Genomic DNA, 15,593 nt, shown 5'->3' with positions numbered 1-15,593 from the left:
GACAGCGTTTCATTGGCGCTTGTACATCACGTCCGTTCGGATGACGTACTTGCGTCCCGACAGCACCTCGTCGCCGCGATGCTCGATCGGATGGTAGAACGCTAGTGCCATTCCTTTGTTCGGCTTCACCAGAAGACTGCTACCGGCATAGCCCGGCATCTCGCCGCGAAACGAGGTTCCTCCCCCTTCAAATCCATCCGATAGATAAATCATGAACGTGAACTGACTGCGCTCCAAGGCGTGGCGCTCGAAATAGCCGTCATGGTGCCAATCGAACTTCTGGCCCGGCCCATAGCGATAGAAACGGAAACGCTCATTCAGCCCGGTCAAGCGCCAGTCGCCGAGACCACGATAGAGCAGAGGCCGCGCCCGTGCGAAGAGCAAATCCGCAAGGTCCTCGTCATCGAAGACAACCCGGTCGTTATTGCGAAGCTCCTTCAGGACGGTGGCGCCGCCGGAGCTGTTCACCTTGGCCGCCTCGAAACCGCGCCGTTCACTGTCAGCGATCAGATCGGCGCATTCCTGGTCATCCAGGAAGCCGTCGATCGTCCCGATGTGAGTTGCCAGCCAGGTGATGGAGAGTTTGCTGGTGTGAACCATCATCGCACCCGTTCTAGGTTCTGAGCACACCGCCGGTCTGCTTGCCGACATTCTCGACGATGCGCTTGGCCAGCGCCTCGAAATCCTCGTCGGTCAGCGTCTTTTCGACCGGCTGGATCGACACCTCGATGGCGATCGATTTCTTCGCCGCCCCAAGTGCGGCACCTTCGAAAACGTCGAACACCGAGACCCCGGAAATCAACTTCCTGTCGGCGGCAAGGGCGGCGCGAACGAGTGTGCCGGCTTCGACCGCCTTGTCGACGACGAAGGCGAAATCGCGCTTGACCGCCTGGAAGGCGGACAGATCGAGCCTCGGCTTTGTCCGCGTCGGCTTGGCCTTCGGCTCGGGCACGGCATCGATGAACACTTCGAAGCCGCAGAGCGGGCCGGAGACGTCAAGCCCTTCCAGCGTCTTCGGGTGGAATTCGCCGAATGTGCCAAGCACGACCTTCGGCCCAAGCTTGATCGTGCCGGAGCGGCCGGGATGATACCAGGCCGGGCCGCCGGCCTCGATCTGCAGCCGCTCGACCGGCGCGCCGCAGGCTTCGAGTGCGGCGATCGCGTCGGCCTTGGCGTCGAAGACGCCCACGGCGCCGGCATTGCCGGCCCAATGGCGGCCGGAGCCCTCGAGCTTGGCGGTGCCGCGCCGCACGCCGGCGGCAACGCGCCGCTGCTGGTCGGCGCCGTCGCCCTCGTAAGTGCCTGACACTTCGAACAGCGCAACATCGCCGATGCCCTTGTCGGCATTACGCTGCGCGGCCGCAATCAGCCCCGGCAGCAGCGACGGCCGCATGTCCGACATATCGGCGGCGATCGGGTTGGCAAGCTTCAGCGCCTGCTGGCCGCCGCCGAACAATTCGGCGTGTTTTGCCGGAATGAACGACCAGGTGACGGCCTCCATCATGCCGCGCACGGCAAGCGCCCGCTTGGCGGCGCGGGTGCGGATCTGCAGCACAGTCAGGATCTTGGCGTTGACCGCATCGTGTGAACCAAGCGGCTGGGGCGCGATGTTGTCGACGCCGTGGATGCGCATGACCTCCTCGACCAGGTCGGCCTTGCCGTCGACATCCGGCCGCCAGGACGGGACCACCACATTGACGACGTCGCCGGCGCCCTCCGGCTTGAAGCCGAGGCGGGCTAGAATGTCGAGGCTCGTCGAGCGCAGCACTTCGATACCGGTCAGCCGCTTCACTTCCGACAATGGGAACGAGACGATCTTCGGCCGATGGCCGGCATAGCCGACGACCTCGGTTTGCGCCGGTGTGCCACCGCAGAAATCGAGCACCAGCTTCGTCGCCAGCTCCAGGCCGGGAACCATCATTTCCGGGTCGACGCCGCGCTCGAACCGATAGCGTGCATCGGTGATGATGCCGAGCGTGCGGCCGGTGCGGGCGGTGGCGATCGGGTCCCAAAGCGCGGACTCGATCAGCACGTCGATGGTGTTCTCGTCGCAGCCGGAATGCTCGCCGCCCATGATGCCGGCAATCGATTCGATGCCGTCCTGATCGGCGATCACGCACATCTCCGGCGTCAGCGTGTATTCGCGGCCGTCGAGCGCCAGCACCTTTTCGCCGTCACGCGCCCGGCGCACGGCGAGATTGCCGGTGACCTTCGCAGCGTCAAAAACATGCAGCGGCCGGCCGCGGTCGAAGGTGACGTAATTGGTGATGTCGACGAGCGCGCTGATCGGCCTCAAGCCGATGGCGAGAAGCCTTTGCTGCAGCCATTTCGGCGACGGTCCGTTCTTGACGCCGCGCACCAGGCGCAGCGCAAAGCCGGGACAGAGCTCCGGCGCTTCGATCGTCACCTTTACCGGCGTCTCGCCCTTGCCGGGGATCGGCTCTATCGGCGCGCTCTTCAGCGTGCCGAGCCCGCTCGCCGCCAGATCGCGGGCGATGCCATGGACACTGGTGGCATCCGGCCGGTTCGGCGTCAGATTGATCTCGATCACCGGATCGTCGAGATGGGCATAGGCGGCGAAACTGGTGCCGACCGGCGCATCGGCCGGCAGGTCTATGATGCCGTCATGCTCCTCGGACAGTTCGAGCTCGCGCTCGGAGCACATCATGCCGTGGCTTTCAACGCCGCGGATCTTGCCGACGGTCAGCGTCACGTCGATGCCGGGGATATAGGTGCCCGGTGCTGCAAAGGCGCCGATCAGGCCGGCGCGGGCGTTCGGCGCTCCACACACAACCTGCACAGGCGGCTTGCCGTCGCCTGTGTCGACGGTCAGCACGCGCAGCCGGTCGGCGTCTGGGTGCTGCACCGCCGTCACCACCTTGGCGATGACGAAGGGGGCCAGGCTCGCCCGGTCGTCGACATGCTCGACCTCGAGGCCGATAGAGGTGAGACGCTCGACGATTTCGGCCAGCGAAGCGTCGGTCTCGAGGTGATCCTTGAGCCAGGAGAGGGTGAGTTTCATGACTGTGTTCCGTCTGGTCTGGGCACGCTGCACTTGAAGCTATGCGGCCGCGCGTCGGACATGTGCAGGAAGGCGAGTTGCCCGGAGATTTGCTGCGGCCCGCTCGTCACGCGCTCAAGCCCCCGAACAGCGTCGGCATGTCGAGCGGCCTAAAACCGTAATGCGACAGCCAGCGGACATCGGCGTCGAAGAAGGCGCGCAGATCCGGCATGCCGTATTTCAGCATGGCGATGCGGTCGATGCCCATGCCCCAGGCAAAGCCCTGGTATTCGTCGGGATCGAGGCCGCCGTAACGGAGCACATTGGGGTGGACCATGCCGCTGCCGAGGATTTCCATCCAGTCCGAGCCCTCGCCGAAGCGCACCTCGCCGGGCCGCGAACGGTCGCACTGGATGTCGACCTCGAGGCTGGGCTCGGTGAACGGGAAGAAGGACGGCCGGAAGCGCATCTTGACGCTCGGCACCTCGAAGAAGGCCTTGCAGAACTCCTCCAGCACCCATTTCATGTTGGCGACATTAGCCGATTTGTCGATCACCAATCCCTCGACCTGATGGAACATCGGCGAGTGGGTGGCATCGGAATCCTGCCGGTAGGTCTTGCCAGGAATGACGATGCGGATCGGCGGCTTCTGCATCTCCATGGTGCGGATCTGCACCGGCGAGGTGTGGGTGCGCAAAAGCTTGCGTTCGCCCTGCGCGTCCGGCTGGAAGAAGAAGGTGTCGTGCATCTCGCGCGCCGGGTGGCCTTCCGGGAAGTTCAGCGAGGTGAAATTGTAATAGTCGGTCTCGATGTCCGGACCTTCGGCGATGGCAAAGCCGAGATCGCCGAAGATCGCCGCGATCTCGTCGATGACCTGGCTGATCGGATGGATGCGGCCGCGCTCGGCCGGCGATTGCCTGACCGGCAAGCTGACGTCGACCTTCTCGGCGGCAAGCCGTGCCGTGATCGCCACATCTTTCAGCTCGGCGCGGCGCGCCGAAAGCGCCTCGGTGACGCGGTTCTTGAGGCCGTTGATTGCCGGGCCTTTGACCTGTCGCTCCTCCGCGCTCATCGAGCCGAGCGTCTTCAGCATCTCGGAAACCGAGCCCTTCTTGCCGAGGGCCGAGACACGCACCGCCTCGATCGCCTGCTCGTCGGCGGCCGAGGCAATTTCGACCATCAGGGAATTTTCGAGAGTTTCCATGTCACTCATGTTCCAGATCCGATTGGAAGCAAAGAAAAACCCGCGCCAGCCCTGCCAGCGCGGGTTTCCCAAATCAAGTGTCGAATAGCTTGGGAAGCGCTGGTCTTAAGCGACAGCGCTTTCAAAAGCATTCGGCGTGGTATTCTTCAGGTATTCGAGCGCAACCTTGGCCTTGGCCACAAGGGCCGCGAAGGCCTGCGGCTCGTGGATGGCCATGTCCGACAGGATCTTGCGGTCGATCTCGATGCCGGCCTTGTTGAGACCGTCGATGAAGCGGCCGTAGGTCAGGCCATGCTCATGCGTCGCCGCATTGATGCGCTGGATCCACAGCGCGCGGAACGAACGCTTGCGGTTCTTGCGGTCGCGATAGGCGTACTGCAGCGACTTTTCCACCGCCTGCTTGGCGATGCGGATGGTGTTCTTGCGACGGCCATAAAAACCCTTGGCGGCTTTCAGGACCTTCTTGTGCTTGGCGTGCGAGGTGACGCCTCTCTTTACGCGTGCCATGTCATGATCTCCTTAAAACGCTGTCCAGACCGAATGCCCTAGAGGCCGTTCGGCAGAAAATTCTTGATGACCTTCTTGCCATCCGGTTCAGCCAGAACCATCGTGCCGCGGGCATTTCGAATGAACTTGTTGGAACGCTTGATCATGCCGTGACGCTTGCCGGCCGCAGCCGACAGAACTTTACCCGTACCTGTGATCTTGAACCGCTTCTTGGCGGCCGATTTGGTCTTCATCTTGGGCATTTTGCTACTCCGTTTATATGCGCACCAACGCGCTTTTTGTTCGCTTCAGGCCGACCAAAGCCCGAAAAGCAAATGAAACCGCCACGGCATGCCCTGCCGGGCGGTTTTTTGGGAACGGCGGTCCTATACGTCAAAGCGGGGGCGCGCGCAACACCCATGGGAATGTGACGCAGGGCGGTCGCTTCGGGTTGAGTGCAGTCCGCGCCCCGGACCTGTTCCGTTGGCGCTGCCCCTCACCTGCCTGCCGGCATCCTCTCCCCGTTTAGTGACGGGGAGAGGGGCGCTCTCGTCGATGATTTCGCCAATCACCAGCGTTGCAGAAAAGGGCCAAAAAGCCCGCGCCAGCCCTTTCTCCCCGTTACTATACGGGGAGAAATGCCCGGCAGGGCAATGAGGGGCGGCACCGACATCGATAATCAGGACATTTTTTTGCTGAAGCGATTGCTCTGAGGTGCAGCACTCTTTCATTCGTCGGGCAGGGATCAGGGGAAACGGAACAGCACCGGCAATATGCCGGACTGCTGGGCGCCGTCGATCAGTTCGAAAGCCGGCAAGGCAACCAGGAAGACCAGACCGTCCAGCAGCGTGGTTCGCAGCAGGCGCGGCTTGAAGCCGCCGGTGTCGCCTTCCTGATACAGCGACAGCTTCGGAAAAAAGCGCGGCACTTTCGCCAGGTAGGCCTGGTATGGCGCGCCGAGAACCTCCTTGAGGAATTTCTCCTCGCGCAGGATAACGATGTAAAAGGCACCCGCGCAGAGCGCTCCAAAGCCGATCGTGGCGGTGAAGGAGCCGATCTGTGCGCCGACACCGGCGGCAGCTAAAGTTGAGAAGACATAGAGCGGGTTGCGGGTGATCGAATAAGGTCCGCCGGTCACCACTTCGGAAGATTTGCGTCCGCCAATATAGAGCGTCGACCACAAGCGCCCGACGATGCCGAGAAAGATCAGCACGACGCCGACCATTTCGATCGTTTCATGCACAGGCGTATCGGGCGGAAAAACCGACTGCCCGAACAAAAGTATCGCGAACAGGACGACGACGACGACGCCAAGCACCATCCTGCGTGTGTGCTGGTAGCTGCCCAGCCCATATTTGGCTTCCGAATGCTTGACGTCATTGACCATGTCGGGAATCCGATCGTCGAGGGAACCAGAGCGTCTTTGCTCTCGCCGGCGATCGCAGCGTCTGGCCAAGAAAACAGGCGCCCCGCCGATCGCCGGGACGCCTTGCAACATGATTCAGGCGGATTTTATGCACGTCGCCCAAAAAGCCTGCCCACGGGCTTGACCCGAGGGTGCGCAGCGGTTTTGGGACAACGACATCCACAAAACAGAACTAAAGCGCAACGCGCTTAGCGGGGCGCCAGCACCATCATCATCTGGCGGCCTTCGAGTTTCGGTTCGGCTTCGACCTTGGCGATGGGCGCCACTTCCTCGCGAACCTTGTTCAGAAGCTGCATGCCGAGTTCCATATGCGCCATCTCGCGACCGCGGAAGCGCAGCGTCAGCTTGACCTTGTCGCCTTCCTCGAAAAAGCGCCGGACGGCCTTCATCTTGGTCTCGTAGTCGTGGCTGTCGATGTTCGGGCGCATCTTGATCTCCTTGATCTCGATGACCTTCTGGTTCTTGCGCGCTTCGGCCGCCTTCTTCTGGTTGGCGTATTTCAGCTTGCCGAGATCGAGGATCTTTACGACGGGCGGCACTGCATTGGGCGATATCTCGACCAGATCGAGCCCAGCCTCTTCGGCGAGCAGCAATGCGTCGTTGATGGAGACATCGCCGCGGTTCTGGCCTTCGGCGTCGATTAGCTGGACCCGGGGAACCCGGATATCACGGTTGGAGCGCGGGCCTTCCTTGGTGGGCGCCGCTGCTTTGAAAGGTCTGCGAATGGTCGTGGTCTCCTTGAGCCGTTTCGTTAAGGGGTTCTTCAGTTCAGAATTGCGAACGCGCAATGTGGTGAGCGCGCGGTCGGAGTCAATAGCACAGCATTCTCAGGAAATCACCTGCTCGATGAGAAGAGCAAAACCCAAAGCGGCAAACAAACCGAGCTACGCATGAACGATGGTCAGTAGCCGGAGAGCCAGGCTCGGATATCGTCAAGCGAGCGCATCAGAACCGAAGGGTTATCGCGCGCCGGGATGAATCCCCAGCTTTGCCAGAATGTCTCGGCCTCACGATCAATGGCGCGAACAATGACGGCGCGGCCTGCGACGATAGCCGCGCCGGCGATACACCGTTGCAAGGCGTCCTTCACAAGCGCCGAGCCTATCCCCCGGCCGACATGGCGGCGGTCTACGGCAAGCTGGCCGATTAGCAAACAGGGAATTGGATCCGGCGGGCGCCTCGTTCGGATGGCACGTGGAGCGGTATTGGGCTCGATCACAGTCGGAGCCAAGCCGTAGTAGCCGATCACCTGACCAGCATCGTGAACTACAAGGACCAGCGTAAAGCCACGCGCGTGATTCGAACGGGCGAAGTTCGCCAGCCAATGGTCAAGTGCGGGCTTGCCGCATTCGAACCCTTCCAAGCGATGTCTGTCCGAGAGGAGTTCGACACCAGACAGCGCCACCCGATTCAGCTGCTCTTGCGTCGCAGGCGCTCGGCGACCTTGGGTGGAATGGGAGCAGGCGGCGCACTGATCGCCTGCACGAAGTCCTGAAAAGCGTCTGGGGAGAGTCGGATGACGGTTTCGTTCAGGATGGCGGTTTGCGCCTCCTGAATTGCTGCGCGTCGCATGAATTCCGTTCTCGAAAGGCCAAGCAGGTCTGCGCCACGATCTATGATCGCAAGATCATCGTTGCGGAACCGCATCGATACGGGCGTCTCTTTTCTCGGTGACAGGGCGGACATTGCGCGGCTTCCTGGACGGTTAAAGACATATAGGGCTCTGTAACGCGATACGCAATACATTAAGCAAGCGACGCCGTGTCAATGGGAACGCGAAGGCAAATCAGCGCCGTTGCACCAAGCTAAAGACACCGCAGAGCACTTTTCGTTGAATGCCTTGCTGTGCCAAAAGACCGGCGTGAGGGAATACATCATGAGCGCCACCACCCCGATCTTCCTGGACGTCGACGGGACGAGCATCGCCGTCAGGCATGCGGCAGGTGCCGAGCCCGGCATCGTCTGGCTTGGCGGCTACAAATCCGACATGCTGGGCACCAAGGCCGAAACCCTGTCGGAATGGACGCGCAAAGAAGGCCGCGCCTTTCTGCGCCACGATTATTCCGGCCATGGCGAATCGAGTGGCGCCTTTGCCGAGGGCACCATCTCGAAATGGCTGGGCGAGAGCCTGGCGGTTTTCCGCCGCTTCACCCAGGGCAGGCAAATCGTGGTCGGCTCGTCGATGGGCGCGTGGATCGCGCTGCGCATGGTGCAGGAGTTGCGCAAGTCGGGCGAGAACAGTGTCGCCGGCCTTGTGCTGCTGGCGCCGGCGCCCGATTTCACGTTCGAACTGGTGGAGCCGGTGCTGACCGGGGCGCAGAAGCGCGACCTCAGGAACAAGGGCTTTTTCGAGGAGCCGTCGGACTATTCCGCCGAACCGTACATCTACACGCGCGCACTGATCGAGGACGGCCGCAACAACCGGGTGATGACCGGGCCGATCGACACGCACTGTCCGGTCCATATCCTGCAAGGCTTGGCCGATCCCGACGTGCCGTCGAGCCATGCGCTGAAGCTGGTCAGCCTGCTGCCGGCCGACGATGTCACGTTGTCGCTCATCCCCGACGGCGACCACCGCCTGTCGCGGCCGCAGGATCTCGACATGCTGGTGCGGGCGGTGGACGCGATGGTGCGGCAGGCGGGATAGAGACATGCGCATTTCCATTCCGGTGTCCGCCTGCGTGGCGGCGATCGTCGGCTTCGGCGGTACGCTGGCCATCGTCATTGCCGCCGCCAAGGCGGTCGGCGCAACGCAGGTCGAGACCGCAAGCTGGGTGACGGCGCTTTGCCTGGCGATGGCGGTCGAGAGCCTGTGGCTGTCGTGGCGTACGAAAATGCCGGTCATCACCGCCTGGTCGACGCCAGGCGTCGCGCTGATCGCCGCATCGACCGGCTTTTCGATGGGCGAGGCGGTTGGCGCCTTCATCGTCACCGCGGTCCTGCTGATCACGACAGGCCTGTTCAGGCCGTTGACCAAGCTGACCGCCAGAATACCGGCTTCGGTCGCATCCGGAATGCTGGCCGGCATCGTCGTCACCTTCGCCATCAATGCGGTGAAAACCGTCCCCGTCGACCCCTGGCTGATCCTGCCGCTGGTTGCGGCGTTCTTCGCCATCCGCCTGTTCAACCCGGCGCTGTCGGTGCTGCTGGTGCTGATCGGCGGCGGTCTCGCCGCCTTTCTCACCGGCCGGGTCGGCGGTCTGCCGGCACCGGAACTTTCGAGCTTGACGCTGGTGATGCCGCAGTTCAGCGCCACCGCGATCATCGGCCTCGCCTTGCCGCTCTACCTCGTCACCATGGCCTCGCAGAACTTGTCCGGCCTCGCCGTGCTGAGGGCAGCCGGCTATCATCCCGAACCCGGGCCGCTGATCGGCGTCACCGGCCTGTTTTCGCTGCTGACGGCGCCGTTCGGCGCCTCGACCACCAATCTGGCGGCGATCTCCGCGGCGATCTGCACCGGGCCTGATGTGCATCCCGATCCGGCCGAGCGCTGGAAGACCGGTCCGTTCTACGCGCTGGCCTATCTCGTCTTTGCCCTGTTCGGCGCATCTCTGGTGGCGATCTTCGCCGTATTGCCGCAGAGCCTGATCGCGCTGGTCGCCGGCCTGGCGCTAATGGCACCGCTCGCCAATGCGCTGTCGATCGCCTTGAAAGACGAGGACGAGCGGATGGCCGCCACCGTCACCTTCGCCGTCACCGCATCGGGGCTGACGCTGTTCGGCGTCGGCGCGGCGTTCTGGGGGCTGATTGCGGGATTGGTCGTGCTTTTCCTCGAAAAGGTCAAAAAGCGATAATCATTTCAGCCGCTTGTCCGGTTTTGGCGGTTGCTGTCTTGAATCGCCGTTTTCTCCATCCCATTTCGATTCCACGCAGCCGGATTTGGCTGTCTCCAACTGAAGGATTGGGAGAAATGAACACATCTGCATTGATCCGTCCGGCCTGGACGCCGGCGACCATCGCGTTGATGGTGATCGGGTTCATGGTGTTCTGGCCGCTCGGCTTAGCCATGCTCGCCTACATCATCTGGGGCGACAGGCTCGACGGCTTCAAGCGTGACGTCAACCGCGCCACCGACGGCATCTTCGCCGGCTGCCGCCGCGGTTCCGATAAGGCCGCGCGCTGGGGTCATGGCTCCGCCCGCACCGGCAACGTCGCTTTCGACGATTGGCGCGAAAAGGAGCTCGAGCGGCTTGCCGAGGAACGCCGCAAGCTCGACGAGATGCTGAGCGAGTTCGACGAATATGCCCGTGAATTGCGCCGCGCCAAGGACCAGGAAGAGTTCGACCGCTTCATGGCCAACCGCAACAAGTCGACGTCGCCCACGACCGGATCGACGACGAACAACAAACCCAGCGGCAAGTCCGCGCCGGGCCTGCTCGACGAGTAAGGTCCCGTGCGCAGATAGATAATCCAACGGCGTCGCGTCAGCGGCGCCGTTTCTTTTTTGTTCTAGTCGTTTCCCTCGAATCACGTATCGTCCCGGAATGTCCTTTGGCTTCTTTCGCACTCCGACGAAACCCAAGCCCACGCCCGTCGTGGAGCGCGAGCATTGCGTTGCCGGCCGCACGCTGCCGCTCAAGATCGTCGAGAACGACCGGGCGCGGCGCCTGACGCTGCGCATCGATTCCGGGGGGCGCGGCCTGCGCATCACCGTGCCGCCGGGGCTGCGCCGCGGCGAGGTCGAAAAATTCCTCGACCGCCATCAGGACTGGCTGGAGCAAAGGCTGGCCAAAGTGCCCAATCGGCCGCAGGTGCGGCCCGGCATCAAGATACCGGTGCGTGGCGTGCCGCATCGCATCGTCCATGAACCGTCGAAACGCGGCACCGTCACGCTGTCGCGCGACGAGCGCGGGCCGCTGATGATCGTGCATGGCGAACGCGTGCATCTGCCGCGCCGCATCGCCGATTTCCTCAAGCGCGAAGCCAAGCGCGAGATCGAAGCGCTGGTGACCAAGCACAGTGCTGCGGTCGGCAAGCGCGCCAAGGCGATCCGCTTCAAGGATACGTCGAGCCGATGGGGATCGTGCACGTCGGAGGGCAATCTGTCGTTTTCCTGGCGCATCATGATGGCGCCGCGGCCGGTGATAAACTACCTCGTCGCGCATGAGGTGGCGCATCTCAAGGAGATGAACCACGGCCCGAAATTCTGGAAATTATGCGAGCAGCTTTGCCCGGACACCGAGCGCTGCAAGGACTGGCTCAAGCGCAATGGCGGCGCGCTGCAGGCGATCATGTTCGAGTAGTTGTCCGATCAATCGTCATTCGCCGCGTTCAACTCCTCCGGCCGCAACCCCTCATCGACATGGCGCGGCCAGGGCAGGAAATCCTGCTCGAAGGTGTCGTTGCTGAAATAGGCCAGCGCCCGGTGCGCCTCGGCGCCGTTGAAAGCGGCCTTGTCCATCAAATGAGCGATGACCTCATGGGCTTGCGCCAGCTTGTGCCTGAGTTCCGCGACGGTCTTTTCCGGCATGGTCTTTGTTCTCCCGCCTTTGTGCCTGAGCAAGTAGCGCGTTGCGCTCTTATATTAGCAAGGTGGCGCGTTCCGCTCTTACATTAGCAAGGTAGCGCGTTCCGCGCTGGCGGCAAACAGGATGCTTTTTCTCGACTCTTTGGCCGTTTCGTGCCAATCCCGCGCCATGGCGCTCGACATCAAGATATGCGGGTTGAAGACCGACAAGGCTCTGGCTGCGGCATTGGCCGGCGGCGCCAGCCATGTCGGCTTCATTTTCTTTGCCAAAAGCCCGCGCTATGTCGAGCCGGCGGAAGCCGGCCGCCTGCGCGAAGCGGCGCGCGGCAAGGCCAAGGCTGTTGCGGTGACGGTCGACGCCAGCGAGGCGTTCCTGGACGAGATCGTCGAAAAGATGCAGCCCGATATGCTGCAGCTTCACGGCGTCGAAACGCCCGAGCGGGTGGCCGAGGTGAAGGCGCGCTACGGCTTGCCGGTGATGAAGGCACTGCCGGTCGGCGAGGCTGCCGATCTCGAGCGGGTCAAACCCTTCATCGGCATTGCCGACCGTTTCCTGTTCGACGCCAAGCCGCCTAAGGGTTCGGAATTGCCGGGCGGCAACGGCCTTGCCTTCGATTGGCGCGTTCTGGCCGGCCTTGACGCCGGCGTCGATTACATGCTTTCCGGTGGGCTCAATGCCGGCAATATCGGCGACGCCCTTCGGCTGGCGAACCCGCCCGGAATAGATGTTTCCTCGGGCGTGGAGAGCGCGCCGGGCATCAAGGAACCGGCGCTGATCGAACAATTTTTCCGGGCCGCCGGGGCAGCACGCGACAACCGCGCCGCCTGAGCACGCTTAAAACCACAGACCAGGAGATCGGCGATGGACAAGCCGGCGATACCGAATTCCTTCCGCACCGGCCCCGACGAGCAGGGCATGTTCGGCATTTTTGGCGGTCGTTTCGTTGCCGAAACGCTGATGCCGCTGATCCTCGAGCTGGAACGGCACTGGAACGAAGTCAAGAACGACCCGGATTTCAAGGCCGAACTGACCGATCTCTCGACGCATTATGCCGGCAGGCCGTCGAAGCTCTATTTCGCTGAAGGCCTGACCCGGCATCTTCGCGAGGTTTCCGCGGCTAAGGGTCTCGGGGGCGGCGCAAAAGTCTATTTCAAGCGCGAGGACCTGAACCACACCGGCTCGCACAAGATCAACAACTGCCTCGGCCAGATCCTGCTCGCCAAGCGCATGGGCAAGACGCGGATCATCGCCGAGACCGGTGCCGGCCAGCATGGCGTCGCTTCCGCCACGGTGGCGGCGCGCTTCGGGCTTCCTTGTATCGTCTATATGGGCGCGACCGACGTCGCCCGGCAAAGCCCCAACGTCTTTCGCATGAAGCTTCTGGGCGCCGAGGTGCGGCCGGTGACCGCCGGCCACGGCACGCTGAAGGACGCCATGAACGAGGCGCTGCGCGACTGGGTGACCAACGTCGAGGATACCTACTACCTGATCGGCACCGCCGCCGGCCCGCACCCCTATCCGGAGCTGGTGCGCGACTTCCAGTCGGTGATCGGCACCGAGGCGCGTGCCCAGATCCTCGAGCAGGAAAGCAGGCTGCCGGACACCATCATCGCTTGTGTCGGCGGCGGTTCCAACGCTATCGGCCTGTTCCATCCCTTCCTCGACGACAGTGAGGTGCACATCATCGGCGTCGAAGCCGGCGGCCGCGGCCTCGACGGCATCGAGCATTGCGCCTCGATGAGTGCCGGCGCGCCCGGTGTGCTGCACGGCAACCGTACCTACCTCCTGCAGAACGCCGACGGCCAGATCATGGACGGCCACTCGATCTCGGCCGGCCTCGACTATCCCGGCGTCGGGCCGGAGCACTCGTGGCTGCGCGATTCCGGCCGCGTCGACTATGTGCCGATCCTGGACAGCGAGGCGCTGGAGGCGTTTCAGTTGACGACACGCGTCGAGGGCATCATTCCTGCGCTTGAATCGGCCCATGCCATCGCACAGGCGGTGAAGATCGTGCCTGATATGGACAAGGACCAGATCGTCATCGTCAACCTGTCCGGCCGCGGCGACAAGGACGTGCATACGGTGGCCAATATGCTGGGCATGGAGATCTGATCATGGCCACCCGTATCGACCGCCGCATGGCAAAGCTGAAGGCCGAGGGGCGCCCGGCACTCGTCACCTATTTCATGGGCGGCGACCCCGACTACGACACGTCCCTGTCGATCATGAAGGCGCTGCCCGGCGCCGGCAGCGACATCATCGAGCTCGGCATGCCGTTTTCCGATCCAATGGCCGACGGCCCGGCGATCCAGGCGGCCGGCCTGCGGGCGCTGAAGGGCGGCCAGACCCTGGTCAAGACGTTGAAGATGGCCTCGGAATTCCGCGCCGGCGACAGTGAAACGCCGATCGTCTTGATGGGCTATTACAATCCGATCTACATCTACGGCGTCGAGCGCTTCCTGAGCGATGCGCTGGCCAGCGGCATAGACGGGCTGATCGTCGTCGACCTGCCGCCTGAGATGGACGAGGAACTTTGTATCCCGGCACTCAAGGCCGGCATCAATTTCATCCGGCTGGCGACGCCGACCACCGACGACAAGCGCCTGCCCAAGGTGCTGCAGAACACCTCCGGCTTCGTCTATTATGTGTCGATGACCGGTATCACCGGTTCGGCGCTGGCCGACACCGGCAAGGTGGCGGCAGCGGTCAAGCGCATCAAGAGCCATACCGACCTGCCGGTCTGCGTCGGCTTCGGCGTCAAGACCGCCGAGCAGGCGCGCATCATCGGTGCGTCGGCCGACGGCGTCGTCGTCGGCACCGCAATCGTCAATGCCGTCGCCAACGTGCTCGGGCCGAGGGGCGAAAAGACCGCCGATCCGGCCGAGGCCGTCGCCACGCTGGTCAGCGGGCTTTCGCAAGGGGTTCGCGCGGCTCGCCTTGCTGCCGCCGAATAATCTTGATCTTCTGGTTGGCCATGATCTTTGCCGAAAACCGGTTTCCACTTTTCGGGATCATGGTCTAACTCTTCGTAAGGACAGGAGCCGAAGCGATGAACTGGATCACCAATTACGTCCGCCCGAAGATCAATTCGATGCTCGGCCGCCGCACCGACATGCCGGAAAACCTGTGGATCAAGGATCCCGAGACCGGCGAAATGGTGTTCCACAAGGATCTGGAGCAGAACCAGTTCGTCATCCCGTCCTCCGGCCACCACATGAAGATATCGGCCAAGGAACGGCTGAAATTCTTCCTCGACGACGGCAAATACGAGACGTTGGAAAACCCCAAGGTCGTTCAGGATCCGCTCAAGTTCCGCGACGAGAAGCGCTACGTCGACCGGCTGAAGGATGCCAAGGCCAAGACCGGCATGGAAGACGCCATCATCAATGCGCTGGGCACGGTCGAAGGACTGCCGGTGGTGGTGACGGTGCAGGATTTTGCCTTCATGGGCGGCTCGCTCGGCATGGCGGCCGGTGACGCCATCGTGCATGGTTTCGAGGTCGCCTTGCAGCGCAAGCGGCCGCTGATCCTGTTTGCGGCCTCCGGCGGTGCCCGTATGCAGGAAGGCATCCTGTCGCTGATGCAGTTGCCGCGGACCACGGTCGGCGTCGACAGGCTGAAGGAAGCCGGCCTGCCCTACATCGTCGTCCTGACCAACCCGACGACCGGCGGCGTCACCGCCTCCTACGCCATGCTGGGTGACGTGCATATTGCTGAGCCCGGCGCCCTGATCGGCTTTGCCGGCCCGCGCGTCATCGAGCAGACCATCCGCGAAAAGCTGCCCGACGGCTTCCAGCGCGCCGAATATCTGATGGAACACGGCATGGTCGACATGGTGGTGTCACGGCTGGAAATGCGCCAGACGATTGCGCGGCTGCTGAGAATGCTGCTCAAGCTGCCGGAAGAGCAAAAACCGCAGCCGGAGATCCTGCCACCGTCGGTGATTCCGGCCGAAGCCCGGCCGCACGCCTGACGTATTCGCCACGAACTGCGATTGCGCGCCGTCCG

Annotated in this window: 18 protein-coding genes; 8 read left to right on the top strand and 10 right to left on the bottom strand. The window is 62.9% G+C overall.

The window, feature by feature from the left end; all coding sequences use genetic code 11:
• Positions 1–9: 9 nt before the first annotated feature.
• The 9 genes from AC0L2X_RS13085 to AC0L2X_RS13045 form a co-directional block, all read right to left on the bottom strand.
• On the bottom strand, positions 10–603 hold the full coding sequence (locus AC0L2X_RS13085) for a prolyl hydroxylase family protein (protein WP_473599887.1): 594 nt from the start codon (positions 601–603) through the stop codon (positions 10–12).
• 10 nt (positions 604–613) lie between these two features.
• Positions 614–3,022, bottom strand: coding sequence for a phenylalanine--tRNA ligase subunit beta (gene pheT, locus AC0L2X_RS13080; protein WP_473599886.1), 2,409 nt, complete (start codon positions 3,020–3,022; stop codon positions 614–616).
• Between the two features lie 106 nt (positions 3,023–3,128).
• Positions 3,129–4,214, bottom strand: a complete 1,086-nt coding sequence (gene pheS, locus AC0L2X_RS13075) for a phenylalanine--tRNA ligase subunit alpha (RefSeq protein WP_473599885.1) — start codon at positions 4,212–4,214, stop codon at positions 3,129–3,131.
• 96 nt (positions 4,215–4,310) lie between these two features.
• Positions 4,311–4,712 (bottom strand): 50S ribosomal protein L20, encoded by a 402-nt coding sequence (gene rplT, locus AC0L2X_RS13070; RefSeq protein ID WP_006201247.1) that lies wholly within the window; start codon positions 4,710–4,712, stop codon positions 4,311–4,313.
• 38 nt (positions 4,713–4,750) lie between these two features.
• On the bottom strand, positions 4,751–4,954 hold the full coding sequence (rpmI, locus tag AC0L2X_RS13065; RefSeq protein WP_006201248.1) for a 50S ribosomal protein L35: 204 nt from the start codon (positions 4,952–4,954) through the stop codon (positions 4,751–4,753).
• A gap of 482 nt (positions 4,955–5,436) precedes the next feature.
• A complete protein-coding gene (locus AC0L2X_RS13060; protein WP_352490440.1) occupies positions 5,437–6,078 on the bottom strand; it encodes a methyltransferase family protein in 642 nt (213 codons plus the stop codon).
• Positions 6,079–6,305: 227 nt separating this feature from the next.
• Positions 6,306–6,842: a translation initiation factor IF-3 gene (gene infC / locus AC0L2X_RS13055; protein WP_023677573.1), complete on the bottom strand. Its 537-nt coding sequence runs from the start codon at positions 6,840–6,842 to the stop codon at positions 6,306–6,308.
• A 176-nt stretch (positions 6,843–7,018) separates the two neighbouring features.
• Entirely contained in the window at positions 7,019–7,522 is a 504-nt protein-coding gene (locus AC0L2X_RS13050; RefSeq protein WP_473599884.1) for a GNAT family N-acetyltransferase, read from the bottom strand.
• Between the two features lie 5 nt (positions 7,523–7,527).
• Positions 7,528–7,803 (bottom strand): type II toxin-antitoxin system TacA family antitoxin, encoded by a 276-nt coding sequence (locus AC0L2X_RS13045; RefSeq protein ID WP_352490442.1) that lies wholly within the window; start codon positions 7,801–7,803, stop codon positions 7,528–7,530.
• A 190-nt stretch (positions 7,804–7,993) separates the two neighbouring features.
• Between AC0L2X_RS13045 and AC0L2X_RS13040 the strand changes: the two genes are divergently transcribed.
• The 4 genes from AC0L2X_RS13040 (at position 7,994) to AC0L2X_RS13025 (ending at position 11,360) form a co-directional block, all read left to right on the top strand.
• Positions 7,994–8,764, top strand: coding sequence for an alpha/beta hydrolase (locus tag AC0L2X_RS13040; protein ID WP_473557143.1), 771 nt, complete (start codon positions 7,994–7,996; stop codon positions 8,762–8,764).
• 4 nt (positions 8,765–8,768) lie between these two features.
• Positions 8,769–9,911 (top strand): benzoate/H(+) symporter BenE family transporter, encoded by a 1,143-nt coding sequence (locus AC0L2X_RS13035; protein ID WP_473599883.1) that lies wholly within the window; start codon positions 8,769–8,771, stop codon positions 9,909–9,911.
• Positions 9,912–10,027: 116 nt separating this feature from the next.
• Entirely contained in the window at positions 10,028–10,504 is a 477-nt protein-coding gene (locus AC0L2X_RS13030; protein WP_473599882.1) for a DUF2852 domain-containing protein, read from the top strand.
• A gap of 97 nt (positions 10,505–10,601) precedes the next feature.
• Positions 10,602–11,360, top strand: a complete 759-nt coding sequence (locus AC0L2X_RS13025) for a M48 family metallopeptidase (protein ID WP_473599881.1) — start codon at positions 10,602–10,604, stop codon at positions 11,358–11,360.
• Between the two features lie 8 nt (positions 11,361–11,368).
• On the opposite strand, the gene AC0L2X_RS13020 is transcribed toward AC0L2X_RS13025, so the two are convergent.
• Positions 11,369–11,587 (bottom strand): hypothetical protein, encoded by a 219-nt coding sequence (locus tag AC0L2X_RS13020; protein WP_352464644.1) that lies wholly within the window; start codon positions 11,585–11,587, stop codon positions 11,369–11,371.
• A gap of 166 nt (positions 11,588–11,753) precedes the next feature.
• Between AC0L2X_RS13020 and AC0L2X_RS13015 the strand changes: the two genes are divergently transcribed.
• The 4 genes from AC0L2X_RS13015 (at position 11,754) to accD (ending at position 15,558) form a co-directional block, all read left to right on the top strand.
• Positions 11,754–12,413: a phosphoribosylanthranilate isomerase gene (locus AC0L2X_RS13015; protein WP_473599933.1), complete on the top strand. Its 660-nt coding sequence runs from the start codon at positions 11,754–11,756 to the stop codon at positions 12,411–12,413.
• 33 nt (positions 12,414–12,446) lie between these two features.
• Entirely contained in the window at positions 12,447–13,697 is a 1,251-nt protein-coding gene (gene trpB / locus AC0L2X_RS13010; protein ID WP_473599880.1) for a tryptophan synthase subunit beta, read from the top strand.
• A gap of 2 nt (positions 13,698–13,699) precedes the next feature.
• Positions 13,700–14,539 carry a tryptophan synthase subunit alpha gene (gene trpA, locus AC0L2X_RS13005; protein WP_352490448.1) on the top strand — a complete coding sequence of 280 codons (840 nt, stop codon included), beginning with the start codon at positions 13,700–13,702 and terminating at the stop codon, positions 14,537–14,539.
• A gap of 95 nt (positions 14,540–14,634) precedes the next feature.
• Complete coding sequence (gene accD, locus AC0L2X_RS13000) at positions 14,635–15,558, top strand: acetyl-CoA carboxylase, carboxyltransferase subunit beta (RefSeq protein ID WP_352565672.1); 924 nt, start codon at positions 14,635–14,637, stop codon at positions 15,556–15,558.
• Positions 15,559–15,593: the final 35 nt, after the last annotated feature.

Source organism: Mesorhizobium sp. WSM4828, from assembly GCF_055811175.1.
Note: the sequence above shows the minus strand (reverse complement) of the source record. Positions and strands in the feature narration are given on the sequence as shown.